This is a genomic window from Gottfriedia acidiceleris, assembly GCF_002128425.1.
Lineage (GTDB): Bacteria > Bacillota > Bacilli > Bacillales > Bacillaceae_G > Gottfriedia > Gottfriedia acidiceleris.
Map to the genome: position 1 here is coordinate 71,182 of NZ_NESS01000005.1, position 24,990 is coordinate 96,171.

At 32.8% G+C, this 24,990-nt stretch carries 24 protein-coding genes and 1 riboswitch; of the genes, 9 read left to right on the plus strand and 15 right to left on the minus strand.

From position 1 onward, the window contains the following. Positions 1 to 204 precede the first annotated feature (204 nt). The gene (locus tag B6K90_RS10960) at positions 205 to 675 is read right to left on the minus strand and encodes an NUDIX hydrolase (protein WP_088012773.1); all 471 of its coding nucleotides are present in this window, start codon (positions 673 to 675) and stop codon (positions 205 to 207) included. A 277-nt stretch (positions 676 to 952) separates the two neighbouring features. Between B6K90_RS10960 and B6K90_RS10965 the strand changes: the two genes are divergently transcribed. Continuing rightward, positions 953 to 1,357, plus strand: a complete 405-nt coding sequence (locus B6K90_RS10965) for a VOC family protein (protein WP_088012774.1) — start codon at positions 953 to 955, stop codon at positions 1,355 to 1,357. 181 nt (positions 1,358 to 1,538) lie between these two features. Here the strand turns inward: B6K90_RS10965 and B6K90_RS10970 are convergent, their stop codons facing one another. Then, a complete protein-coding gene (locus B6K90_RS10970; RefSeq protein WP_088012775.1) occupies positions 1,539 to 2,939 on the minus strand; it encodes a PQQ-dependent sugar dehydrogenase in 1,401 nt (466 codons plus the stop codon). Between the two features lie 163 nt (positions 2,940 to 3,102). On the opposite strand from B6K90_RS10970, the gene B6K90_RS10975 reads away from it, so the two are divergent. Further along, positions 3,103 to 3,429 carry a YnfA family protein gene (locus B6K90_RS10975; RefSeq protein ID WP_088012776.1) on the plus strand — a complete coding sequence of 109 codons (327 nt, stop codon included), beginning with the start codon at positions 3,103 to 3,105 and terminating at the stop codon, positions 3,427 to 3,429. Between the two features lie 102 nt (positions 3,430 to 3,531). Then, entirely contained in the window at positions 3,532 to 3,909 is a 378-nt protein-coding gene (locus tag B6K90_RS10980) for a hotdog family protein (RefSeq protein WP_088012777.1), read from the plus strand. A 162-nt stretch (positions 3,910 to 4,071) separates the two neighbouring features. On the opposite strand, the gene B6K90_RS10985 is transcribed toward B6K90_RS10980, so the two are convergent. Further along, entirely contained in the window at positions 4,072 to 4,344 is a 273-nt protein-coding gene (locus B6K90_RS10985) for a hypothetical protein (RefSeq protein ID WP_088012778.1), read from the minus strand. A gap of 145 nt (positions 4,345 to 4,489) precedes the next feature. Beyond that, a complete protein-coding gene (gene adh, locus B6K90_RS10990; protein ID WP_088012779.1) occupies positions 4,490 to 6,007 on the minus strand; it encodes an aldehyde dehydrogenase in 1,518 nt (505 codons plus the stop codon). A 162-nt stretch (positions 6,008 to 6,169) separates the two neighbouring features. Here adh and B6K90_RS10995 point away from each other — a divergent pair, with 162 nt between their 5' ends. Beyond that, positions 6,170 to 6,988: a YitT family protein gene (locus B6K90_RS10995; RefSeq protein WP_088012780.1), complete on the plus strand. Its 819-nt coding sequence runs from the start codon at positions 6,170 to 6,172 to the stop codon at positions 6,986 to 6,988. A 262-nt stretch (positions 6,989 to 7,250) separates the two neighbouring features. After that, positions 7,251 to 7,832, plus strand: coding sequence for a VanZ family protein (locus B6K90_RS11000; RefSeq protein ID WP_235821783.1), 582 nt, complete (start codon positions 7,251 to 7,253; stop codon positions 7,830 to 7,832). A 75-nt stretch (positions 7,833 to 7,907) separates the two neighbouring features. Here the strand turns inward: B6K90_RS11000 and abc-f are convergent, their stop codons facing one another. The 6 genes from abc-f to B6K90_RS11030 form a co-directional block, all read right to left on the minus strand. Then, positions 7,908 to 9,740, minus strand: a complete 1,833-nt coding sequence (abc-f, locus tag B6K90_RS11005) for a ribosomal protection-like ABC-F family protein (protein ID WP_088012781.1) — start codon at positions 9,738 to 9,740, stop codon at positions 7,908 to 7,910. Positions 9,741 to 10,148: 408 nt separating this feature from the next. Continuing rightward, the gene (locus B6K90_RS11010; protein WP_088012782.1) at positions 10,149 to 10,643 is read right to left on the minus strand and encodes an acyl-CoA thioesterase; all 495 of its coding nucleotides are present in this window, start codon (positions 10,641 to 10,643) and stop codon (positions 10,149 to 10,151) included. Positions 10,644 to 10,659: 16 nt separating this feature from the next. Next, positions 10,660 to 12,948, minus strand: a complete 2,289-nt coding sequence (gene metE / locus B6K90_RS11015) for a 5-methyltetrahydropteroyltriglutamate--homocysteine S-methyltransferase (RefSeq protein ID WP_088012783.1) — start codon at positions 12,946 to 12,948, stop codon at positions 10,660 to 10,662. A gap of 147 nt (positions 12,949 to 13,095) precedes the next feature. Next, a riboswitch (cobalamin riboswitch) is annotated at positions 13,096 to 13,295 on the minus strand. A gap of 266 nt (positions 13,296 to 13,561) precedes the next feature. Continuing rightward, positions 13,562 to 14,950, minus strand: a complete 1,389-nt coding sequence (locus tag B6K90_RS11020) for an amino acid permease (protein WP_088012784.1) — start codon at positions 14,948 to 14,950, stop codon at positions 13,562 to 13,564. A 172-nt stretch (positions 14,951 to 15,122) separates the two neighbouring features. Beyond that, positions 15,123 to 16,469, minus strand: a complete 1,347-nt coding sequence (gene brnQ / locus B6K90_RS11025) for a branched-chain amino acid transport system II carrier protein (RefSeq protein WP_088012785.1) — start codon at positions 16,467 to 16,469, stop codon at positions 15,123 to 15,125. Positions 16,470 to 16,902: 433 nt separating this feature from the next. Continuing rightward, positions 16,903 to 17,664: a TSUP family transporter gene (locus B6K90_RS11030; protein WP_407920510.1), complete on the minus strand. Its 762-nt coding sequence runs from the start codon at positions 17,662 to 17,664 to the stop codon at positions 16,903 to 16,905. Between the two features lie 111 nt (positions 17,665 to 17,775). Here B6K90_RS11030 and B6K90_RS11035 point away from each other — a divergent pair, with 111 nt between their 5' ends. Continuing rightward, on the plus strand, positions 17,776 to 18,600 hold the full coding sequence (locus B6K90_RS11035) for a TrmB family transcriptional regulator (protein ID WP_088012786.1): 825 nt from the start codon (positions 17,776 to 17,778) through the stop codon (positions 18,598 to 18,600). 58 nt (positions 18,601 to 18,658) lie between these two features. Here the strand turns inward: B6K90_RS11035 and B6K90_RS11040 are convergent, their stop codons facing one another. From B6K90_RS11040 to B6K90_RS11060, 5 genes are all read right to left on the minus strand, one after another. Continuing rightward, a complete protein-coding gene (locus B6K90_RS11040; protein ID WP_088012787.1) occupies positions 18,659 to 20,035 on the minus strand; it encodes an MATE family efflux transporter in 1,377 nt (458 codons plus the stop codon). Between the two features lie 136 nt (positions 20,036 to 20,171). Next, complete coding sequence (locus B6K90_RS11045) at positions 20,172 to 20,591, minus strand: MarR family winged helix-turn-helix transcriptional regulator (protein ID WP_235821784.1); 420 nt, start codon at positions 20,589 to 20,591, stop codon at positions 20,172 to 20,174. Positions 20,592 to 20,932: 341 nt separating this feature from the next. After that, complete coding sequence (locus tag B6K90_RS11050) at positions 20,933 to 21,916, minus strand: aldo/keto reductase (protein ID WP_088012788.1); 984 nt, start codon at positions 21,914 to 21,916, stop codon at positions 20,933 to 20,935. A gap of 36 nt (positions 21,917 to 21,952) precedes the next feature. After that, complete coding sequence (locus tag B6K90_RS11055; RefSeq protein WP_088012789.1) at positions 21,953 to 22,804, minus strand: aldo/keto reductase; 852 nt, start codon at positions 22,802 to 22,804, stop codon at positions 21,953 to 21,955. A gap of 297 nt (positions 22,805 to 23,101) precedes the next feature. Next, positions 23,102 to 23,587: a TetR/AcrR family transcriptional regulator gene (locus tag B6K90_RS11060; RefSeq protein ID WP_088013104.1), complete on the minus strand. Its 486-nt coding sequence runs from the start codon at positions 23,585 to 23,587 to the stop codon at positions 23,102 to 23,104. A gap of 135 nt (positions 23,588 to 23,722) precedes the next feature. On the opposite strand from B6K90_RS11060, the gene B6K90_RS24145 reads away from it, so the two are divergent. The 3 genes from B6K90_RS24145 to B6K90_RS11070 all read left to right on the plus strand — a co-directional run bounded on the left by B6K90_RS24145 (position 23,723) and on the right by B6K90_RS11070 (position 24,942). Continuing rightward, positions 23,723 to 23,911, plus strand: a complete 189-nt coding sequence (locus B6K90_RS24145; protein WP_235821785.1) for a carboxymuconolactone decarboxylase family protein — start codon at positions 23,723 to 23,725, stop codon at positions 23,909 to 23,911. A 171-nt stretch (positions 23,912 to 24,082) separates the two neighbouring features. Next, positions 24,083 to 24,250 (plus strand): aldo/keto reductase, encoded by a 168-nt coding sequence (locus B6K90_RS24150; protein WP_235821786.1) that lies wholly within the window; start codon positions 24,083 to 24,085, stop codon positions 24,248 to 24,250. Further along, on the plus strand, positions 24,247 to 24,942 hold the full coding sequence (locus B6K90_RS11070; RefSeq protein ID WP_235821792.1) for an aldo/keto reductase: 696 nt from the start codon (positions 24,247 to 24,249) through the stop codon (positions 24,940 to 24,942). Before B6K90_RS24150 ends, B6K90_RS11070 begins: the two co-directional genes overlap by 4 nt. The last annotated feature ends 48 nt before the right edge of the window (positions 24,943 to 24,990 follow it).

The following is a 24,990-nucleotide window of genomic DNA, read 5'->3' on the forward strand; positions in this document are numbered from 1 at the left end:
ATAATTTGTCTATTAATCTAGTTGTTAAGATACATACTAAAAATAGTATCAAACTAAATACTAGAAATTTATAACCTTTTTCCATTACTCCTGTGTATTTCAATAAAGGCTTTACGAATACTCTCTTCTTTAAGAAACTCTCTGATAGTCATTCTTTGAATTCCCATCCTATTTTCCCCCTTAGAGCCGAACCCTTTCTTTTTATTAAAGTAAGCCTTCGTTAAAATAGTTAGAATCCTTAAACGAATTTATGATTGGAAGCTCAGATGGATTAATTTTAGATGGAAGGTCATTAAAACTAAAAAAGCATAGCTCTAGCACTTCGCTTTCTTCTTTCTCTAATTCGCCCGTATATTCAGTACATATATAAGTCGAAATTACATTATATACCTCATCTCCGTGAGGATATTTATAATAAAACTCTTTTCCAGAAAAAATGTTAAAAAACTTAAGGTTTAATGCTGTTATACCAGTTTCTTCCTTCAATTCTCTTTTAGCCACTTCTTCTAAATTTTCTCCTAACTCTAATGATCCACCAGGTAATCCCCAAGTATTATTATCTTTTCTTAATTGTAATAATACTCTCTTTTGTGAATCTAGTAGTATAACATTTGCGCCAGGCATTAAGATAGGTCTGCTGCCTACAACTTTTCTTAAATCCATAATATATCCCATTTATTTTCTCCCTTATAAACAATGATAATATTTAATTTGACTGTATCAAATAATTCCATATTATTCCACTAAACTACCACGTTATATAACCTAATATCAACAAGAAGCAATAGAAAAAGGAATATTTTACCAGTTAATATACATATATATAGTCTAGTTGTTCTAAATATAAACAACATGAGAAGTAACGCTTGTATGATAAAGGAAAAGATACAAGTGTTTGTTCTATCGGTCGCAGATTTAGATGGATCTAAATTTTTTAAAAGGAGACAATTGAATGAGGTTGAATCATTTAAATTTATGTGTTGATGATTTATCAGAAGCTAGACAATTCTTTGAAACATTTTTTGATTTTAAATTTCTGGATCAAAAAGGTAAAGCTCTTGTAGTGTTGAGTGATGAGAATGGATTTATTCTCGTGTTAAGTGACCCAAAGGCATTTAAGAGACAAATAGAAATTAAATATCCTGAAACTTTTCATATTGGTTTTTTAGTGGATACGTCAAGTGAAGTCGATCAGCAGTATGACCGTTTAATAGCTGGGGGCATTCAAGTAGACAAGGAACCTTATCCGATGAGAGGTAATAGTTATGGTTTTTATTTCACAATTTTTAATAACTTATTGATTGAAGTTACTTGCCTTGACTATAGAAATGGTAAAAAAAATTCAAATCTCAGGTGACACTCAGTCTTAAGTAATTAATCGATACAAGCTCCTTCACAAGGCCTTATAGAGAGCTTGTATCGATTTTATTGTTATTTCAAGAACCAACTAGCAAGGGATCTATTCATTTGATCAATTATCCGCTAAAAAAACAACCACTGGAGTACTTCCTTGGTTGTTTAGACAAATTAATAATAAGTCACGGAACTATTTCAAAAATAGTACCCATGTTTAAATCCGTCACTTTCATAGAACCATAAACTGCTAAATAAATTTTTGTTTGATTTAAATTCGTACCTAAACCTACATAATAGGCAGGTTGAGATCCAAAGTCATAATCCGTTTGTATGACACTGTAATCACTTTGTTGACCATCCGACCTTAATTTCGTATAAGCTAAAACCCCTTTAACCTGTGCTTGAGATCCCTTTCGTACTAAATCGGTAAATACGACGCTACCAGTTAAACTAGGTATTTCATTCCCCATGTATGCCTGGACTCCTGTAAGTGCAGTTCCTTCGAATTTATCATGTCTTAGATCTTTATGAAAATAGCTAGTTAAAGGCTGAAGACGACTCGCTGAAAGTGTTACTGATTCATTGTAATAAGCTATTGTTTTCTTATCCAAATCTGAATTTTCAGCGCAGCCTTCTATTGTTGAGGTCGGAAAAGCACCTTCCCACCCTCTCCAGCCGAAGTTAATAAATCCTTCCATTTCAGTTTCAGAATTCATTTGGATTAACCGTGAGACTGGTATAGGTTTATAATGAACAAATGAAAAAAGCGACTCGACCATGTCCTGACCGACATTTCCTACATATTTAATATATTGATTATAAATTCTTTGATATGAAATACCTGTTATATTCCGAATACCTTTAGCCATTACTGTAAGAGTTTCTTGAATACTTGTTGGAAGTTCATTAAATCGACTGACAATAGGGGGATTATTGCCGTTTATATTTTTACTTACATCAATTTCAATTATTTTACCCGCAATTTCCAAATTGTCTTGGCTTAAGTTAAACGGATCATAGCCAGATCCACCATCTCCTGTTGTTAAAACAAGTTTACTTGTTTCAGGTGAAAAATTTAAGGTATTAAGACCATTATGATTCAAGAACGGTCTTCTGATGTTCAGCAATGTCCGTCGTTTTTGAGGCTGACCATTTGATTGTAGAACCCATTCTTCAACTGTATCAATATGATTATATTTAGTTTCTCTATCTAGCCATTTTAGATTTAATGTTTTAGGATTACACGGATTTGGTTTAAAATGGGTAGAAAGAGCATCTGGACCCTGAGATCCAGCTACTGAATAATGCAGATAAAACAACCCATTATGATAAAAATTAGGATGAAATGCTAGCCCAAGTAATCCGCGTTCATCATAGCCTCCCTCCTCACCTAATTTTAATACCCGAGGGCGAATATCTAAAAAAGTCCTGATTTCTCCATTTCCTATGTAAAAGATCTCTCCTACCTGTGTTGCAATAAATAATCTTTCAACTGAATCACCTGGAAGTATGGTTGTTTTCAGTACGGTCGGTAAATTAATTTTACTAACAATAGGACGTAATTTAACATTAACTTTTAACACCTAACAAAACACCTCCTTCATATTATTTTCTTCTATAAATTATGATTGGAATAGTTCTATTAGTACCGAAATTCATTTCTAAGAACGATGATATACAAAATAGAAATATATATACTTTCTTGTTAAAATAAGGGACATATTTTAATTGAAAGGAAGAAGTAATTTGATAACTGCAATATTTGTTTTTTTATTAGCCGGTTTAGCTGAAATCGGTGGAGGATACCTTATATGGTTATGGCTAAGAGAAGGTCAATCTGCATATTTGGGATTAATCGGAGGGGTTATTTTGGCACTTTATGGTGTCATTGCAACGTTTCAAATTTTCCCATCATTTGGTAGAGTTTACGCTGCCTATGGAGGTGTATTTATCGTTCTTTCAATTTTATGGGGCTGGGGTGTTGATAAAAAATCACCTGATTTCTATGATTGGATTGGTGCAGCAATCTGTTTAATCGGTGTGTCTGTCATTTTATGGGCACCCCGTAATTAATTATTGCCATTTTTTTATTTAACGATTTTAAAGGATAGTACGATAAGAAATTGAACTATTAATTAAGTGAATTAATACTTTTATTATTGGGAGTGAAAAAAATTGTCATTACAAGTAGGCGATATTATTACATTTGAGCGAACTTTTACAGTAGAAGACGTTGAATTGTTTACGAAGGTTTCTGGTGATGCAGGCTCACATCATGTTACTCCTGATGAACAAGGGAGACTTGTCATTCAAGGTTTGTTGACTGCAACTTTACCAACTAAAATAGGTGGAGATCACAATGTACTAGCGCGAACAGTTAATTTTGAATTTTTAAGACCAGTTTATACAGAAGACACGATCCAGTGTGAAGTTACAATAGAGAAATTTGAAATACAAGAGAATAGAAAATCCATTTTGGCATCCTTCTTATGTACAAATCAGAAGGAAAAACTAGTATTACGTGGAAGCTTTGCAGGAGTAATATTAAAATAGGATGCTAGAGCCCAAAGAGAAATGCGGGAGCCTAAAGTGCCTCCTCAAGGAAGCGAAAATGACGAGTAGGCACAAGAATATTGCTCCAATGAAAGCGAGTATCCTCAAGTGAAAATAAACATTCTTCTTTCCAAAAAACAAATCAAATGTTTAAACAATCTATTAATTTTGATATAAAGACTGTAATGCCAAATGTTCTAAATCTTTTTTTACATATATATCATATTGAGTATTCTCATTAAATCTCCTACCACTAAAATTCATCGGTAATTTTGTCTTATACTCAATTCCATTCTTCTTTAATTTACCTATAATAATAAAATAGTTTTGATAACCATACGTAGTATATATTAACTTCCACTTCCGGTTTAAATATAAATGAATGAAACAATACAGTACTATAATGACTAATAAATAGATTGCTAGATATAACATATTTAGTCCCTCCAATTTATACTGTTTATTTAACATATTAAATTGCTACTAGTTTTTATGTATGGATTTTAGAAATTTATTATTTTTATTGCTTTCTATTAAAATAAAAAACACTCCAGTAAATGAATACTGGAGTGTAAAAGTTTTAAAAGAATCCTAGTTTACTCGGAGAATAACTAACTAGCATATTCTTTGTATTTTGATAGTGGTCCAACATCATTTTATGAGTTTCACGACCTACACCTGAATTTTTATACCCACCAAATGCAGCATGTGCAGGATATGCGTGATAGCAGTTTACCCAAACTCGACCTGCTTCGATGTTGCGTCCGAATCGATAAGCAGTATCCATATCCCGAGTCCAAACACCTGCTCCTAATCCGTATAATGTATCATTTGCAATTTCCAATGCCTCTTCTTTTGTTTTAAATGTAGTAACCGAAACAACAGGACCAAAAATTTCTTCCTGGAATACTCTCATTTTATTGTTCCCTTTAAAAATTGTAGGATTTACATAGAAACCATCTTTCAATTCTCCATCAAGAACATTACGACTACCACCAACTAAAACTTCTGCACCTTCATTTTTTCCAATTTCAAAATAAGATAAAATCTTATTCAATTGCTCGTGCGAAGCTTGAGAGCCAATCATTGTTTGAGGATCCAATGGATTTCCTTGTTTAATCGCTTTAACTCGTTTTACCGCTCTATCCATAAATTCCTCGTAGATAGATTCATGAATAAGCGCTCTTGAAGGACATGTACATACTTCTCCCTGATTTAAAGCAAACATAGTAAAGCCTTCAAGTGCTTTATCGAAAAACTCTTCATTGTCTACTACATCTTCAAAGAATATATTAGGAGATTTACCACCTAATTCTAACGTTACAGGAATTAAATTTTTTGAAGCATATTCCATAATTAGTCGGCCAGTTGAAGTTTCACCTGTAAAAGCAATTTTCGCAATTCGATCACTTGAAGCTAATGGTTTACCCGCTTCAAGTCCAAATCCATTTACAACGTTAACAACTCCAGGTGGCAATAAATCTTGAATTAATTCCATTAAAACTAACACAGAAGTTGGCGTTTGCTCTGCCGGTTTTAGAACAACACAATTTCCTGCAGCTAGTGCAGGTGCAAGCTTCCATACAGCCATTAAAATAGGGAAGTTCCACGGAATAATTTGTCCGACAACCCCTAATGGCTCTTTATAATGATAAGCAACTGTATCACCATCAAGTTCACCGAGCGATCCTTCTTGTGACCTGATACATCCGGCAAAATAACGGAAATGGTCAATTGCTAGAGGAATATCAGCAGCTAAAGTTTCACGTACAGGTTTACCATTTTCCCAAGTTTCTGCCACAGCAAGATATTCTTTATTTGCTTCCATACGATCAGCAATCTTATGTAAAATATTTGCCCTATCGGTTACTGAAGTTCTTCCCCATTTACCTTTTGCACGATGTGCCGCGTCAAGTGCTTTTTCAATGTCCTCTGAAGTCGATCTTGCCACCTCGCAAAAGACTTGTCCAGTTACTGGCGATACATTTCCAAAGTACTGTTCCCTTACTGGTCTTACCCATTCCCCACCTATAAAATTGTCATAACGATTTTTAAACGTAATTAATGAACCCGATTTTCCAGGTGTTGCAAATACCATAATGATTCCCCCTTAATAGCTTGTCTATATAAGCTATGAAAAGGTACCAATAACTATGACTAATAATACATCTTTAATTTAAAAGAAATATTTTGATTCAAAACGAATAATTAGATAGAATAATAGAAGTGTTAAAAATCTGTTAGAAAATGAGGGGTAACTGTGCGTAAAAACATCGTAGATATTTTATATCTCCTTGTTGGATCAGCAATATTTGCAGTCGGTGTTAACTTCTTTGCAATACCGAATAAATTAGCTGAGGGTGGCTTTACCGGCATTACGATGATTACTTATTACCTATTTAACTGGTCACCTGATGTCGTATATTTTGTATTAAATGCTTCATTGTTAATAATTGGATATAAATATTTAAAGAAACAACTAATTTTATATACAGTTATTTCTATAGTAGCTATTTCATTTTTCTTACGTATTACGGACGGTTATGGCGTACCAACAAGCGAAACTTTACTAGGTACTATTTTTGCTGGTGTTTTAATTGGACTAGGGTTAGGAATTGTATTCCGAGCGGGTGGTACAACAGGTGGTTCTACGGTTCTTGCTCAAATGGTTCATCAATCCTTCGGGTGGAGCATTAGTAAATCATTACTATTATTCGATCTAATTGTCGTTTTAGGCGGCTATTTTGTAATCGGCTTCGAGAAAACGTTATATACTGTCATTTCTATTTATATCGGTATTAAAGTTTTGGATTTTATAATGGAAGGATTAAATCCGAAAAAAGCGATTACGATTATTTCAGATCAAGCTAATGAAATTGCACAAATTGTATCAAATGAAATGAATCGAGGCGTAACAATCTATCCTGCAAAAGGCCATTTCTCAGGCTTAAGAAAAGAATCACTATACATTATTGTTAGCAATAAAGAATTATTTGAACTTAAAAAAATAATTCACGCAATCGACCCAAAAGCGTTTGTCGTTATTCATGATGTAAATGATGTGTTGAAAGCAAGTTAAAAGGTTTAGGAAAAGCAAAAAACAAATCGCGTTAAGTACTCAAACTTAAGTGATTTGTTTTTTTATGCACTTATGGTCCATTTTTTTAAATCGAAATCATATTTCAATAGTTTGTAACATCTTTTTCCGTTAATATATGAAATAATTGGTAAAGTCGAATTGTAAAGCAGTAGGTGGTAGAACAAATATTATTTTATAAAAATATTAAAAAGTCATAAAAATTAAACTCATGTACAGGTTGATTTGAAGGAGATTCTCTAAAATGGAAAAAATGATCGATTTCAATGGATGTATATTATATGGATCTATAATTATATTATTAATGATATTATTTGTTTTAAAAATAAAATTCAAAAAAGATATTGTATATTTATTCTTTTTCTCTATTATGTATATCTATTTATGTTATGTTTTAAAGTATACTCAATTTCCAATCTATGTATCTCAAACTTACAAGAATATGTTTGGGCTACATGCATGGAAAAATTTGAATCTAGTTCCTCTTATACACCTTACAAAAGAGGATTTTGAGACTTCTCTACTTAATGTTTTGATGACAATTCCATTTGGATTTGGACTTCCTTTTATTACAAAGAGTACATTTAAAAAAATAGCCATAGCGGGATTATTGATAGGAGTCATAATTGAGTCATTGCAGGGGATTATTGCACTACTTAATGGTTTCTCTCATAGAGTTGTTGATATGAATGACGTTATATTTAATTTTACAGGAACGATAATTGGATATTGTATTTTTAAATTATTTTCTAATCTTTATAAGTTAATTATAAAAAAAGCTAAAATACAATTAAACTCGTTATTAAAACATATATATGATGCATAAAAAATGATTTTATTAAAAAAACGCCTAGAATCTTTTTACTAACATTCTAAGGCGTTTTAATTTTAAAGAATCGTTTTATATTGTTTTCCCTTTTATATCTAATCTTAACCTTTCATTTATACCATCTAGTTCCTTTTGTAATTTAACGATTTGTGAAATTTGAGCTTTCTTTTCTTCATCCGTATCTTTTTCTTCGGAATTAATTGCAGCTATTTCTAGTTGTATTTTAATTCGTTCATTTAATAATGTTTGTCGATCGTTTGAGATGCTCTGTCTACCATTCCATTCAGCAAAAGATCCCTTGAATTCATAAAGATTTCCATTTTCAATATGAATTACACGATTTGAGACCTTTTTTAGTAAATATGGATCATGTGACACTACAACTACTGCCCCAGGATATGCAGCTAATGCTTCTTCAATTCTTTCTCTCGTGTGAATATCTAAATAGTTTGTTGGCTCGTCAAGCACTAGTAGATTAGCATCAGAAAAGTATAACTTTACGAAGGCAACTCTACATTTCTCACCCATGCTTAATTGAGCAATATTTTTGTAAACATCCTCTCTTCTAAAAAGGAAACATGCTAAAAGTGTTCTTGCTTCTGTTTCAGTCATATTTGGAAGTGATAAAATTTCATTTAATATTGTTGAATCCTCATTTAAAGCTTCAAGTTCCTGCATAAAGTAACCTATTTTTAATTGAGGGTTATGTCGTACAGATCCGTTATTAGGCGTATTTAATCCTGTTAATAATTTTAAAAATGTAGATTTTCCAGAGCCATTTTTTCCAATTACAGCTAATCGATCTTCTCGATTTAATATAAAATCAACTTGGTTAAATAACGATTTTTCATCATATGAAAAATCAACTTTTTCAAAAGTAATCATTTGTTTAGCTGAAAATGAATCATTTTCAAAGCTTGCTGAAATTGTTTTAGCTTCTTTTGGTTTTTCTACTTTTCTTTTCTCTAATCGTTCTAAATCCTTTTCTTTTGATTTAAATCTTAATGCGTTTTTTGCCGCTTTTTTCTTAGCAAAAGGATCCCGTTCACTGGCCGCATTATGCGAGCTTGTAAACCATTGTTTATATTGATTAATCGTTTCAATTAGCTTTTTCTTTTCCGCTTCTTGTTTATCATATTGTGCTTGCTGAGTTTTTCGTTCATGTTCCTTTTGTATTTTGTATGTTGAATAGCCACCGTTATACTTAAATGTACCAATTTCCGTTAATTCAACAGTAACAGTCGCAACATCATCAATGAATTGTCGTTCATGAGAAATAAAAAGGACACTACCTTTAAAGTTTTGTAACCATTCCGTTAGCCATTGGATTGAGTCAGTGTCTAAATGATTTGTTGGTTCATCTAAAATTAGCAGTTTTGGTTCCTTCATCATGATTTTTGCTAATTTGACTTTTGTTTTTTGTCCACCACTTAATTGACTGAATGGGATATTCCATAACTCCTGCGGTAATTGAAATTTCTTTAAAACTTGATCTATTTTCGTTTCCCAATCATAGCCATCTAATTCTAAATATTTACTTAAACTCTCGTTATATTTAGCAAGATTTTGTTCGTTCGATAAATCAAGTACAAACTTTTCTAAGTTCTTTTTGATGATATATCGTTCTTTATCAAATGATTCGATCACTTCCCTTGCTGAAAAGTTTTCCTGATCCTCTTCATCAGTTAAAAGCCAGCCAATCTCATCTTTTGAATAATGAATTTGCAGCATTCCTTTTTTCAATGGAATATCACCTAATAGGGCATTAATAAACGTTGACTTTCCAACTCCATTTTCACCAATTAATGCTACCCTTTCACCTTCTTTTATGTCTAAGTTTCCATTTTCGAAAATTGTTTTTCCATTTAATTCTATTTCTATATTCGATGCTTTTATAATAAACATATACTTCACTCCATCCGATTTTAAAATATAATTCTCTCTTAAAAATCAATCATTAAACGAGAGAAAATAAAAACACACAAGCAGTATCTGCCTGTGTGTAAATTGGATGTGTTTTAATAAGCCGGGTATATATTAAAAATATATACGTTGTTTATATTTCAAATGAAATGTAATAGTAAATAACCCCCTGCATTTTACTACAATGGATTAATTTAATATTAATAACGGGCTCAAAAAATAGACATAGTTATCCAATTTCTCTGATTTCAGGCAGAGTACTTTTTTGCTATAAAATTCGTTAGCTAAAAAAAGTTATCGGATATTGTACATAGTGTCTAAATTTGATGCCTCCTTAAAATTATTAATTACATATTAGCTTACTTTTAGTATGATTTCAATGCTTTCTTTTTATTCTTTCCAAATTAATGCCAATTCCTTGCTCAATTTCTTTCTTAATTGGCGACTTTCTAATCGCTTAAATGCTAATTGCTGTAATTTAACTTCTTCCTCAGTTTCTGGTATAACCTCTATTACTTTATGTGGTTTTCCATCTTTAAGTGCAACAAAAGTTACAAAACATGTTGCAGCTACTCTTTTATCACCTGAAAGTAGGTCTTCGGCAGTTGCTCGGACAAATACTTCCATTGAGCTTGATCCTGTTAAGATCACGAACGATTCATAATATATGCAGTCACTTTCTCGTACTGGACATAAAAATTCAACTGAATCCATCGATGCGGTAACACATTCCATTCTTGAATGCTTTGTAGCTGAAATGGAGGCAATTAAGTCCATTGCGGCAAGCATTTTTCCTCCGAATAATGTACCATGGTTATTTAAATCAGTTGGAAATATTCTACTACTATCAAATACTCTGGATTCTTTTACATATCTACCATTCATCGATTTCACCCTATCATTAAATAATTGAATAATATTTTTCTCGGACTTTTTTCGCAGATTTTACCATATTTGATAAGGCATCTATTACCTCAGCTTCATTGCGAGTTTTTAAACCACAGTCTGGATTAACCCAAAATCTATTTGTATCACATACTTTTAAAGAACTTAAGATATTTTCTTCCATTTCCTCAATTGACGGTACCCTCGGACTATGAATATCATACACGCCTAGACCAATTCCAAATGGATAAGGGGACTCTTTTAAATAAGCAGAAAATTCTTGATGACTTCTTGCATGTTCAATTGAAATAACATCTGCATCTAAATCAATAATTGTTTCCATAATATCGCTAAAGTTGCTATAACACATATGTGTATGTATTTGCGTTTCATTTCGGACGCTTGAAGTAGCTAAACGAAATGCTCTCGTTACCCAATGTAAATATTGATCCCAATCTTTTCGCTTCAAAGGTAAACCTTCTCGAATTGCGGGTTCATCAACTTGAATAATTGAAATGCCAGCAGTTTCAAGTGCTTTTACTTCCTTACGTAAAGCTAATGCAATTTCATTTGCTATTTCCTCTCTTGTACGATCCTCACGGACAAATGACCAATTTAATATCGTAACCGGACCTGTTAACATCCCTTTGACTGGTTTAGTTGTTAAGCTTTGTGCATACTCAGATTCATTTACAGTAATCGGATTTGTAAATTCGACTTTACTATAAATAATTGGCGGTTTAACACAGCGCGATCCATAAGATTGAACCCATGCTTTTTTCGTAAATGCAAATCCTTCAAGTTTCTCACCAAAATATTCAACCATATCAGTACGCTCATACTCACCATGTACTAATACATCCATATCAATATTTTCTTGAATTTCAATCCATTCTTTAATTTTTAATTTTATTTGATCCATATATTCTGATTCATCAATTGCTTTTTTCCGCCATTGCTGTCTTATTTGTTTAATTTCCTTCGTTTGAGGGAAACTTCCAATTGTTGTCGTTGGTAAAACCGGTAAATTCATTACTTTATTTTGTAATGGATATCTTAAATGAAATGGTACTGGTCTTCTAAAATCTTCTTCATTAATCGATTCTAATTCATTACGAGTTGAGTGATTTTTTTCGCTAAGCTGTTTTAAATTTACTAAACAATTGCTTGCATATTTAATTTCGTTTTCAAATACGTTCGCTTTATTTATAAATAAACTTTTTAGTAAAACTAACTCTTTTAATTTTTCATCGGCAAATGATAATGCCTCGAATAATGTTTCATTTAATAAATTCTCTTCAATTTTTGTAACTGGTACATGAAGCAAACTAGACGACGGTTGAATCCACCAATCTTTTGGATTTACTTCTTTTTTGAGTGAATTTAAAAAATCAATCGAATCATTTAAATCATTTCTCCAAATATTTCGTCCATTAATTATTCCTACACCTATTACTTTGTCATTTGGAAATCCGTACTCAATAATCGATTGTAAATTTCCATCTTTACCATGTACAAAATCAAGACCAAGGCCAGCTACTGGGAACGAAATTAGTTCTTTATATTGTTCTACCGCTTCAAAGTATGTTTGAAGCATGATTGATAATGAAGGTACAGCTTTGGCAATTTGCTCATAAACTTCTTTCATAAAACGAATATCTTCATTTGATTCTTCTAACACAAAACATGGTTCATCAATTTGGACCCACTCAACACCTTCATTCTCAAGCTCTTTAAGCATTTGAATATAAAGGTTTACTAAGTTACTAATTATGTTTCGTTTTTCTTTTTCTTGGTAACCTTTAGCTAACTGTACAAATGTATAGATTCCTAGAATGACAGGTTTCGTTTTTATCCCAAGCTCAACTAGTGCCTCTTTGTATGCTTCTAGTGGTTTATTGAATAGTAATCTTGATTGCTTGTCTTTATTATATTCAGGAACGATATAGTGATAGTTTGTATTAAACCATTTCGTCATTTCACAAGCTACAATGTTTTTACTACCTCTTGCTAATGCAAAATATGTATCTAGACTTGGTCTTTCATTTATGTCACCAAATCGACTAGGAATCCAACCAAACATAGTCGCAAAATCTAATACATGATCATAATACGTAAAATCATTTACTGGAATTAGCTCAACACCTAAATCATGCTGTTTCTTTATTGAGCTTAATCTCAGTGATTTCATTTCTTTTTCAAATTCTTCTTCATTCATTTTATTTTGCCAAAAGCTTTCTAACGTTTTTTTCCATTCACGATTTTCACCAATTCTCGGATATCCTAGATTACTTATGCATGCCATTCTTTCCCTCTCCTTTTAACTAAAATAAAAAAGCATTTTTATCTCATTAGAGACAAAAATGCCTTTAAGTTGGAAAACATAAATAATTAGAATACGTTAACTTAAGTTTTCTTTCCATAAGGCACCTCCCTATCTCTCGTAGGTCAAACAGCGTCGTTAGAATAGGCAGGTCTCCTGACTTAAGAATCTTTGTAAATAAAAACCTTCCCTATCTTTAATAAGTGGCACCTTCTTATTTACTCCTCTATTACAGTGGCGGGACCGTGTTGGATTTACACCAATCTTCCCTTTTAAGTAAATGATTTCATACTATGATCTTCATTTACACCTATTCCCTACTATTTGGTTTTCATCATTTTGTCATAAAATGTAATAATAGTCAAAATATTTTTTATTATTTTTATATAAATTTTTATTTTAGATTAGATAAATAGGGGCGAGTTAGACATTCTTTATTTTTTAAGCTAACTAAAAAATGCGTTCGTAATATAGGATCAACCAGTTTAATTTCTGTTTGACCTAATACTACGAACGCTTTGATTGTTTAAAAAATAGTTATTTTTATAAAATAGCTATGTTAAAGAATCTTCTTACAAACAAACTAAGTGATTAATTAGTTAGCTATTTCTTCATCTGATTGTGCATCAATTGGTTTACGTTTTCCTATACCAAAAGCATAGAAACAAATGACAAGAATCGCCAAGAAAATAATTCCTACAATCAGCGAGATACGTGTGTCATCATTAAACCACATACCGATTAATACCAAAATTAAATAGGCTAACGTTAAGTAGTTAGTGAATGGCGCAAAAGGCATTTTAAAAGGATGATTTTTAAGTTCATCTCCCTTTACTTTTCTAAAACGAATATGACTAATTAGAATGACAAACCAAGGAATCATACCAGGAAGTACGCTTGCACTATATACATAAACGAATAAGTTTTTTGGTGCAATAAAATTTAAAATAACGCCAATTATTAAACCAATTAGTACACCAATCGTACCAAATAATGGCACTCCGTTACTTGAGACTTTTGTAAAATATTTTGGTGCTTGTCCATTTATTCCTAATGTATAAAGCATGCGTCCTGCACTATAGATACCACTGTTACAGCCAGACATTGCAGCAGTGATTACTACAAAGTTAATAATTCCAGCTGCAGCAGTAATACCAAACTTTGCAAAAGTTACAACAAACGGGCTACCAATCGAATTTAGTTGATCCCATGGGAATACTGTTACAATAACAAAAATTGCACCAATATAGAAGATTAAAATACGCCATATAAGACTTTGGATTGCGTCTTTTAATGTTTTTTTCGGATTTTCTGCTTCTCCAGCAGTAATACCAATTAATTCAACGCCTTGATAAGCTCCAACAACAAGTGAAAGTGCAAAGAAGAAACCTGACCAACCACCTGTAAAGAAGCCGCCATTTTTCCAAAGGTTAGATATTCCAATCGCATTTCCTCCGTTTCCAAAGCCGAAGAAAATAAGACCAAACCCTGCAACAATCATCAATAAAATAGTAACAACTTTAATCATCGCAAACCAAAATTCAAATTCACCAAATGATTTTACTGAAATTAAATTTGCTGCACCAAGAATCACAATTGCAATAATTCCTGGTATCCAAGCAGGTAGATCTGGAAACCAGTACTTCATATATGCCCCAACTGCTATAATTTCTGACATTCCAACAATTACCCACTGGAACCAGTTACTCCATGCAGTCATATACCCTGCTAAAGGATGTATGTATTTATGGCCAAAAGTCGCAAATGAACCTGTACTTGGCTCAACGTATAACATTTCTCCCATAGCACGCATAATGAAGAAGATAAAAATACCCGAAATTGCATAAGCAAGCATTACAGATGGGCCTGTCCAATGAATCGTACTTGTTGAACCCATAAATAATCCTACACCGATTGTACCGCCTAAAGCAATCATCTGAATATGGCGAGCCTTCAATCCTTTTTGTAATTCCTTTTGTGCCATTCTATTCCCTCCCAAAGATAAGAAACTATCATCTCTATTTTGTATTGAAATGATGAAGCAAGTGTCACTTTTTTTATATCTAAAAAATCTAATCCCTAAAAATCATTGTTATGCAACATACCTTACAGTTAAAAAGCTTCTTCATTAACTATCATTATTAGCTATTAGTTTCCTAACCTACTTTTCGAATTGGACTGTCTATATCTTTCTTCCGTAATACACTAACATAATAGCCAAATATACCACCTATTATAGATGGAACGATCCAACCTAAACCTAAACTATACATAGGTAGGAACTTAGTGAAAAAATTATGAATTACTTCAATTTTAATACCAGCCGAGTTTAAACCATCAAATAAACTCACAATAAATGTTAAGATCAAGCTCCCCTGATACACTTCTGACCTACCATTAAATTTATAGTGTAAGAATGTTAAGAAAATTAAGGATATAGCGATAGGGTACAGTGTCATTAATACAGGGATTGAAACTTTGATTAATTGTGTTAATCCAATATTTGCAATAAGTGTACTAAACACAGTCATTATGATCGCAATCTTTTTATAAGAAATCGATGGAAACAATTCATGAAAGAAAGTAGAACAAGCAGTAATTAGACCTACACTCGTGGTCAAACATGCCACTGTAATCATTAATCCAAGTAATATTGCCCCATAAGAACCAAAGTAATAGTCTGAAACTTTCGCTAAAACTTCAGCCCCATTTTCTAATCGACCGAGTTTCTCAACACTAGAAGCACCCATGTAAGAAAGAGCAGAATAGATTATTGCTAAAAGTGTTGCAGCTATTGATGTTGACTTTCCACAAACGATCATAAGCTGTTTTTTAGAAGTAACTCCTTTTCCTTTAATTGCATTCACAATAATAATTCCAAAAACAAAAGCTACAAGAGCATCCATCGTTAAATAACCTTCTTGAAAACCTTTAAAAAACACATTTGTTGAGTATCCTTTAAATGGCTCTTGAAACTTTCCAATTGGATTAACAATAGCAATAACAACAAGCAATCCGATAAATGTTAATTTAATAGGGGTCAGAAATTTTCCAACAACATCAATAATCTTTGTAGGATTAAGTGATAACAAGCATGTAACTGTGAAAAATAAGATTGTAAATATGATTAATGCACCAGGATTTGCATCATTTGATAAAAAGGGTTTAACACCAATTTCAAATGATACATTCCCTGATCTAGGGATAGCAAAAAAAGGACCAATTGCTAGATAAAGAACCGTAGTAAATACAATACCAAACAACGGATGTACACGTCTAGCTATAGATTGTAAATTTTTTTCACCTGAAAAAACAAATGCTGTAACACCTAGCAATGGTAATCCAACTCCAGTTACTAAAAAACCTGCATTGGCGATCCATACGTTTTTTCCGGCTAACTGTCCAAGTATAGGTGGAAAAATTAGATTTCCTGCACCGAAAAACAATGCGAATAACATAAAACCTAGAATGATTATAAAAGAATTAGGTACTCTTGGTGACATAAACAACAACTCCGATTAATAATTTATATATTTTCAAATTGGACTAATTTTCAGACCAAACAATCTTACCTCACATTTTCATCAAATTCAATAATAATACTACAATAAATTTTTTGTTTTTCTGATGTAATAATATTTTGCTACAAATTTATCAATTCTATTAAACCCAGTTCCGTAATTTAGCTACCGCTTTGTTGCCTATAGGGCAGTTAAGTTTAGATTCAAAGAAATATTTGTCAAAAAAAAAACGCACCATCAATTGTAGTTGTGTCTACAAATTTTGGTGCACTTCAAAAACGGGTTCTAATCTTCTACTATTGTATTTGATCGTTAAACTAGTTCATAACGATCTATTCTATTTTAAGGTTTTAATCATTATTCCAAGATTCTACTATCATACTGTGGCCTTAGAACGCAGCACAGTTTTTTATAATTATTGAATATAATCGTATATATTCTTCGCTAACAATATACATGTTACTGCAATAAACAGGGCACGAACATAACCACTTCCTTTTTTTAGCGCAAATTTCGATCCACAAATCGCACCAGCAATTTGTGCAATTCCCATTATGATTCCATAAGTGAAGTTTACTTGTCCTAAAAACATAAACATTAACAAACCAGCAATATTACTACAAAAGTTTAAAAATTTCGCATTGCCTGCAGCCTTTAAAAAATCAAAACCAATCAACAAAAAAGAAAAAATTAAAAATGATCCTGTTCCTGGTCCGATGAATCCATCATAGAAACCAATCCCGAATATTGTCACTAAAAAAATAATGAAATGATGAATAGATAACTTTTTTGGTGTTGAGATGCTTCCCCAATCTTTCTTGAAAATAGTAAAGATCGCTACTGCTCCGAGCATTATCAACATCAACGGCTTAAGTAGTTCAGGGTTTAGTAAATGAACGGTGTAAGCACCAAACAATGAACCAATAAATGTGAGTGGAAAAAATCTAGACACTGATTTGAGATCAATTTTACCAGAACGATAAAACATATATGTACTCGTTAGAGCGCCAATTGTCGATGCTAGTTTGTTCGTAGCTACTGCTCCAGCAGGATTCAGTCCAGTGAATAATAATACAGGTAGTGTAATTAGCCCACCACCCCCTACTACAGAGTCAATAAATGAAGCTATAAATCCAAAAACAATTAAAATAATTAATAAAGATGAATCTAAATGCATTTCAATCACCCTCTCCAAATAGTTACTACTGAAATAGTAACTAACAGATTGCTATATGTAAATAGTTATTGTAAATTTATTACATAAAGAAAAAATAGGAGTGCGAAAAAAGTGGACGAAATAGTGCAACAGCTCAAAAAATTAGGTTTTAACGAATATGAAGCTAAATCTTATGTATCACTTGTTAAACAAGGTCCTGTTACAGCATACCAAGTTAGCAAGGACTCAGGTATTCCAAGAGCACGGATTTATGATGTGTTAAGTAGTCTAGTTGAAAAAGGAATTGTCTTGAAAGAGGAAATCAATGACACCGCTCGATACTCACCTCTGCCCGTTGAAATCTTTTTGCAGAAAGCTCAGTCAGAGTGGCAATCAACTTATTCAGTAATAAGTGACTCTTTAAAAGGGCTAGAAACTTTTTGTGAAAAAAATGACAATCGTGTAATTACTTTAAAGGACTATAAAACGATTATTAACTATTGTGAGACCTTAATAAAAAAAGCAGAAAAACGGATTATTATTTCAATGTGGGACGATATGTATGAAGTTTTGAAAAAAGAACTTGTTCAGGTGGCTGAAAAAGTAACAATACAAGGTATTACTCTACACGTTGAAAATCCAATTGGAAATCTAGAAATTCATCGCATTACACCTTTTACTGAAAACCAGTTTACAGATCATTGGTTTATTTTGTCCATCGATTCTAAGGAGATGATTTATGGACCATCCATTAAGGAGCGCAGTGTTGCTTTTTACACAAATGACCCTGTACATATTTACTTATTAGAGGATTATGTATGGCATGATGTACTAGTAAATAGACTTGTTCGACGTAGTAAAGACGATTTAGAGAAATGGATTACCACTGAGCGAAGGTTCTTCTTCATGGATAATAAAAAGCATACTCAAAGAACGACAAAAATAAAGCATAAGTAGCTTAATGAACTTGTGCTTTATTTTCACTTTTTAGATGTCAAAGACCTGGTTATTGAACTTATTGAACAACTGTGCTATTATATGGCATTTTCTTAAGTTTTCTTAAGTAAGGAATCATTAGAATAGCACCCATAACGAATGTAATCCCCTCGGTCATTGTTAAAGACCATATAATGCCATTTAATCCATAAAGATGATGTAAAATGATAACAACTGGAATGAATAATACACCTTGTGTAATCGACATAATTCCAGTTGCAAGTCCTTCTCCAGATGCTTGGAAGATACTAGTGAATAAACCTGTGAATCCATTAAAAACAGATGAAATGAGTTGAGCAGTTAAGATTAATGCTCCAATACTTAAGACGGCTGAATCGCTAGAAAATAAGCCTAATACTTGAACTTTAAAGATATATGCAATACTAGCAAACACAATTGAGATGCCACCAATCCATAAAGTTAATTCTTTTAATGTTTCATAAAGACGTGATTTATTTTTTCCACCAAAGTTGAACGCAATTAAAGATATAGCCCCTATAAATAATCCCATCGTAACAAACTCTGGGAGTTGTGCAACCCTAACGGCAATCCCAAAGCTTGCTACTACGTGCTTTCCGTACTCAATTGAATAATTATTTAATAGTAAAGTTGTAACAATCATAAATGACATCTTAAATAACTCCGGTACACCGACTTTGTAGATTTCTAATTGATCGGTCATTGATACTTTCCAATGTTTTAAGAAACCTCTTAATGTTTCACTTCTTCTGTCTAAAAACCAAATGTAATATATGCTCGCAGCGATATTTGCTAAAACCATTGAAAGTGCCGCACCCATTACATGAAGGTTTAATACTAAAATGAATAATACATCAAATAGGATGCTAAAAATAACACTAATAAACATTCCATACATGGATTCTTTTGCTGCACCTTCAGAACGCACAATTTGTTCTAATGCATAGTTTAAAATAAATGCAAAACCACCTGCAAAAAGCGTTATAGTATATTGTTTTGTATAAAGCAATGTTGAAGCGTCTGCTCCTAGCAATTGGACAATTGGATTAACAAATAATAAGGCAATTGCAGAAACAATCAGTCCACATATAACACTCATATAAAAAGCATAACCTGCTACAGATTTCCCTTTAAGCAAATTGCCTTCACCTAACAGGCGAGTAACAAAGGTACCTGCACCAACACCAAATACATTCCCAATCGCCATTAGCACCGTAAAAATCGGTAAGCCTAATGTAATGGCACTTAACATCGCTGTATCATGTACTAAACCAATAAAAAATGCGTTTATTAAGTTATAGATTGTACCTGCAGAAATCCCAATCATCATTGGAATACATAAATGAGCTAACGCTTTTCGTATCGGTGCTTCCTTTAAATAATAAATATTAGAATGATCTACTTCAAATTCTTCCATCTTATTCCATCCTCTCGAAACTTTATTTTTTATATTGGTATTAAAATAATACTTAGTTTTTTGTTTACAATTAATTAGAGTTCTAACTATTAGGTTACTAACAGTATATCAATACGACCGTAATGGCCGTATTCACTCAAAGGTTCGAATCAATTTTTTTCAATAGGCGTAAGAACTCTGTTTTTTCATCTTCAGTCAATGACTCAGTTAAATGTGATTCCATTGCCAAAAACATTTCATCAATCTGATTAACTATTTCTTTTCCTTTTTGTAATACAAAAATTTGTTTCTGGCGTTCATTATCAGCTTGGACTTTTCTTCCTATATATCCATTCTTTTCAAGCCCTTGAAGCATGCTTGTTATACTTGCACCTCTTCTTTTAAATGCATCTGCTAAATCCTTTTGAATCAAGCCTTGATCTTGATGCTCTGCAATATAACTGATCATCCTACCTTGTTGCGGATTTACTTCAAGTTCTTTCGTTCGATTCGATAATTGATCCCGTACCTTATGCATAATGGAACCAAGAAGTCTCGTATAAGGTGTATCAAGCAAATCGTTCACCTCCGAATAATTAGAATTCTAACTGTCTGAAACAAATATACCTTGGTTAAATTTCTATGTCAATTAAAAAGATAGAATTCTAACAATTAGATTTTAAACTTTTAAAGATTTGTGTTAAATATGCCTTTGGATCCTTATTTTATTCAAATGACAATAAAATTAATTGTACCAATCCAAAATAAAAATCTTTTAACTAGCTCTACTTAGCCCAAGTGTAGGAAGAATATTAATTGTGTCAATCAAGCTTTTCCTGTCCCTAAATCTAAACAATTACATTAGGAAAGCCATTTTTCAATTAAGAAAAATGGCTACTAATTTTATAATAATTAAACCTAGATTAATGGCCCAACTACTGGGTGTGGTATATACGGTTCTTCTAAAGCAAGTATTTCTTCAGGGGTTAGCTTGATAGAAAGTGCCGGGATTGCATTTTCAAGGTGGGATAACTTTGTTGCTCCAATAATTGGAGCAGTCACTGGTTCCTTTTGTAGTAACCAAGCAAGTGCAATCTGAGCACGAGGTACTCCCCGTTTTTCTGCAATTACAGCAACCTGATTGGCGATCAATCTATCTGTTTCAACAGTTGCATCATATTTAGACTTTTGAACTTGGTCAGTTTCTGATCGATGTGTTGATTCTGTCCAGTCCCTAGTCAATCTTCCTGATGCAAGAGGGCTATAAGGAATCACACCAATCTGTTCTTCCTTACATAATGGCAGCATTTCACGCTCCTCTTCCCGATATAAAAGGTTTAAGTGATTCTGCATTGATACAAATCGAGTCCATCCGTTTCTTTCAGCTACATGGTTCGCCTTTAAAAATTGCCAAGCCAACATTGCAGATGCTCCAATATATCTCACTTTACCGGCCTTTACCACATCGTGTAAAGCTTCCATTGTTTCTTCTATAGGAGTATTATAATCCCATCGATGTATTTGATATAAATCTACATACTCAGTCCCAAGGCGTTTAAGACTCTTATCAATTTCACTCATAATATGCTTTCTAGAAAGCCCCTTTCCATTCGGTCCATCATGCATAGGAAAGTAAACCTTTGTGGCGATAACAACTTCATCCCTGTTAGCATAGTCCTTTAATGCTCTTCCAAGTATTTCTTCACTAGTTCCATCTGAATAAACATTAGCTGTGTCAAAAAAATTGATCCCCATCTCAAGAGCTTGTTTAATTATAGGGCGACTATTTTCTTCATCAATTACCCATGGATGGATCCATCTTTCTGCAACTCCAAAACCCATACAACCAAGGCAAAGCCTAGATACTTCTAAACCTGTTTTCCCAAGTTTTGTATACTCCATTTAAATTGTCCTCCCTTTTATAAAAAATAGTATACATTAAATATCAAGATTACGAGTACCTATCCATTTCACCATTTCAGGATCCCTATGAGAAAAGAACAAGCTTTCCTTCGTATCTAAAGCCCCAATCCTCTCAAGTTCTACTTGGCTTAATTCGAAGTCAAAGATAGTAAAGTTTTCGATGATTCTTTCCATACGTACTGATTTAGGTATCGTAACAACGCCTCTTTGTGTCAACCATCGCAAGATAACCTGAGCTACCGATTTATTATGTTTCTTTGCAATTGATGCTAAAACTTCATTTTGAAACATGTTATTTTTGCCTTCAGCGAATGGTCCCCATGACTCTATCTGTACATTATTTTCTTTCATAAGTTTATGACTTTCAATTTGCTGACAGAAAGGATGCGTTTCAACTTGGTTTACAGCAGGTACAACTTCATTATGAATAATTAAATCAGTTAGTCGGTCTGGATAAAAATTACTAACTCCAATCGCCTTAATTTTGCCATCCCGGTACAGTTCCTCCATTGCACGCCAAGAACCATATACATCACCAAATGGCTGATGAATTAAATATAAATCCAAATAATCTAATTGCAATCTTTCCAGGGACTTTTCAAATGCTTTCTTTGTTTGTTCGTATCCTGTATCTTGAACCCAGAGTTTTGTGGTAATAAATAGTTCCTCCCGTGGCACATCACTTCGTTTTAATGCTCTGCCGACTGCTTTTTCATTTAAGTAAGAGGCAGCAGTATCGATCAAACGATAACCCGTCATAAGAGCATCGTAAACAGCTTGTTCACATTCACTTTCATCTTGAATTTGAAAAACACCAAAACCTAAAATAGGCATCTCTACACCATTATTTAAAACGACTTTTTGCATGTAAATTCCTCCAGTTCTACACCTTTTGTATCCAAGAAATATTATGTTTAAGTTTTTTAAGATTGAATTTGTGCAACGTTACAATACTTATTATCTTATAAATGAAAAAGCTACCGTTATCAAATTCTTATCAAATCATTGCCTAATTCTCTCAACTTACTTATATTCATTGAAATGTATATTTAATAGACTAGAATTAATTTAGAAACTAGGAGGTTTAAATGTCTGTTCAATTATTCAAATATCAGGCTGAACTCATTCAACTAAAGCAGCATGCAATATTAATAAAACAAATGTTTAAATCGATAAATTCCTATCTAACAACAACCCTACTTGTTCTGCCACAACTTCAGTTGGTTCAGATATACCTTTATTAATCCAAACCTCTACAATCTCTACAATAGCTGCTCCAAAAAATCTTAGAATTAACTCCTTGCTTAATCCTTGATTTTTCCCTTCTTTTACATTTACGTCAACCTCTAACTCCTCAATCACAAAGTCTAAAAAATGTTTACGAAAATTAGAAGCTCCTTTACTAGCTAACATTGTTGAAAAAAATGTGTAATTATTTTCAAAGTATTTAAACCAAAGAAGATTCCCCTCTGCAAAACTTAATTCAGATGCAGATTCACACAACTTCCTCAGTTCATTAATATGTTCTTTAATTAGCATGTCTAATATATCGAATTTATCTGTGTAATGATCATAAATTGTTCTTCTACCAACATTAGCTCGATCTGAAATGTCTTGTATCGTAACCTGATCAAATTTTTTTTCGGACATTAGTTCAATGAAGGCATTTTTAAGCAAAAAATATCTGTTTATCAATTGAAAGTCAAAAAACAGTAGATGAAAATACACGTTTTCAAAAAGGGCTTGCAAAACAAATAGAGATTTTCGGGGATGTCATAAAAAAAAATGCTTGAAAGTGCCCCATCAAATCAAAAGCATATACAGGATTATCTTTCAGCTTTTTGTTTTGGCGACTTCTACACTCGTAGCGGACTCGATTTAAATACAAGGGAATTGTTGACGCTTTGTATTATTAGTGCGTTGGGTGGTGCTGAAGGTCAAGTAAAGGCACATGTCCATGGCAACATAATGTAGGAAATGACAAGGTAACATTGATTTCAGCTATTACCCACTGCCTTCCATATATTATATGGGCTTTCCGAGAACACTTAACGCATTATCATGCATTAATGAAATCATTCCTGAAAATTAAAAAGAAAGTAGGAAACAAAATGCTAATAAATATAACTTAAATGAGATAAAAATATGATTAACAAAACTTACAAATTATCAACTGATGTAGAAATTCCTATATTAGGTCTTGGTACTTGCTTGCTTGATGATACACAGGCAGCACAGGCCGTTCGTGATGCTGTATCAATCGGTTATCGACATATCGATACTGCTCAGGCATATAGAATGCAACTGGTATAGGTGAGGGAGTCCGTTCTTGCAGGGTCCCGAGGGAAGAACTTTTTATTACGACAAAGGTTGCTGCAGAAGTTAAGACCTACGATGCAGTTAAGCAGTCCATTGATGAGTATTTAGCAAAAATGGGACTAGATTACATTGATCTTTTGATTATCCACAGCCCACAACCTTGGAAGGAATTCCGTGAAGAGAACCGCTACTTCGAGGAAAACAAAGAAGTATGGAAAGCAATGGAAGATGCTTATAAGACAGGCAAAGTAAAAGCAATCGGTCTTTCTAACTTCCTCCAAGACGATGTAGAAAATATTCTTAAAAGCTGTGAAATCAAGCCTATGGTAAATCAGATATTAGCACATGTAAGCAATACACCATTTGAGCTAATTAAATTCTGCCAGAAGAATGACATCCTAGTAGAGGCATATTCAATTGCACACGGTGCAGTCTTTAATAATGGAGAAGTTAAGGTAATAGCTGATAAGTATGGAGTATCTGTTGCACAGATTTGCCTACGTTATGATATCCAGCTTGGTCTTGTCGTAATTCCAAAGACTGCAAATTCAGATCATATGAGAATCAATGCAGAGCTTGATTTTGTTATAGGCGACGAAGATATGGAGACATTGAAAAATGTAGAGCACATCAGAAATTATGGTGAACATAGCTTTTTCCCGGTATTTGGTGGGAAATTAAAGTAAACAGGTGATGAATAATGACCTTTAGTAAATTAATAAAAGAAAGATGGA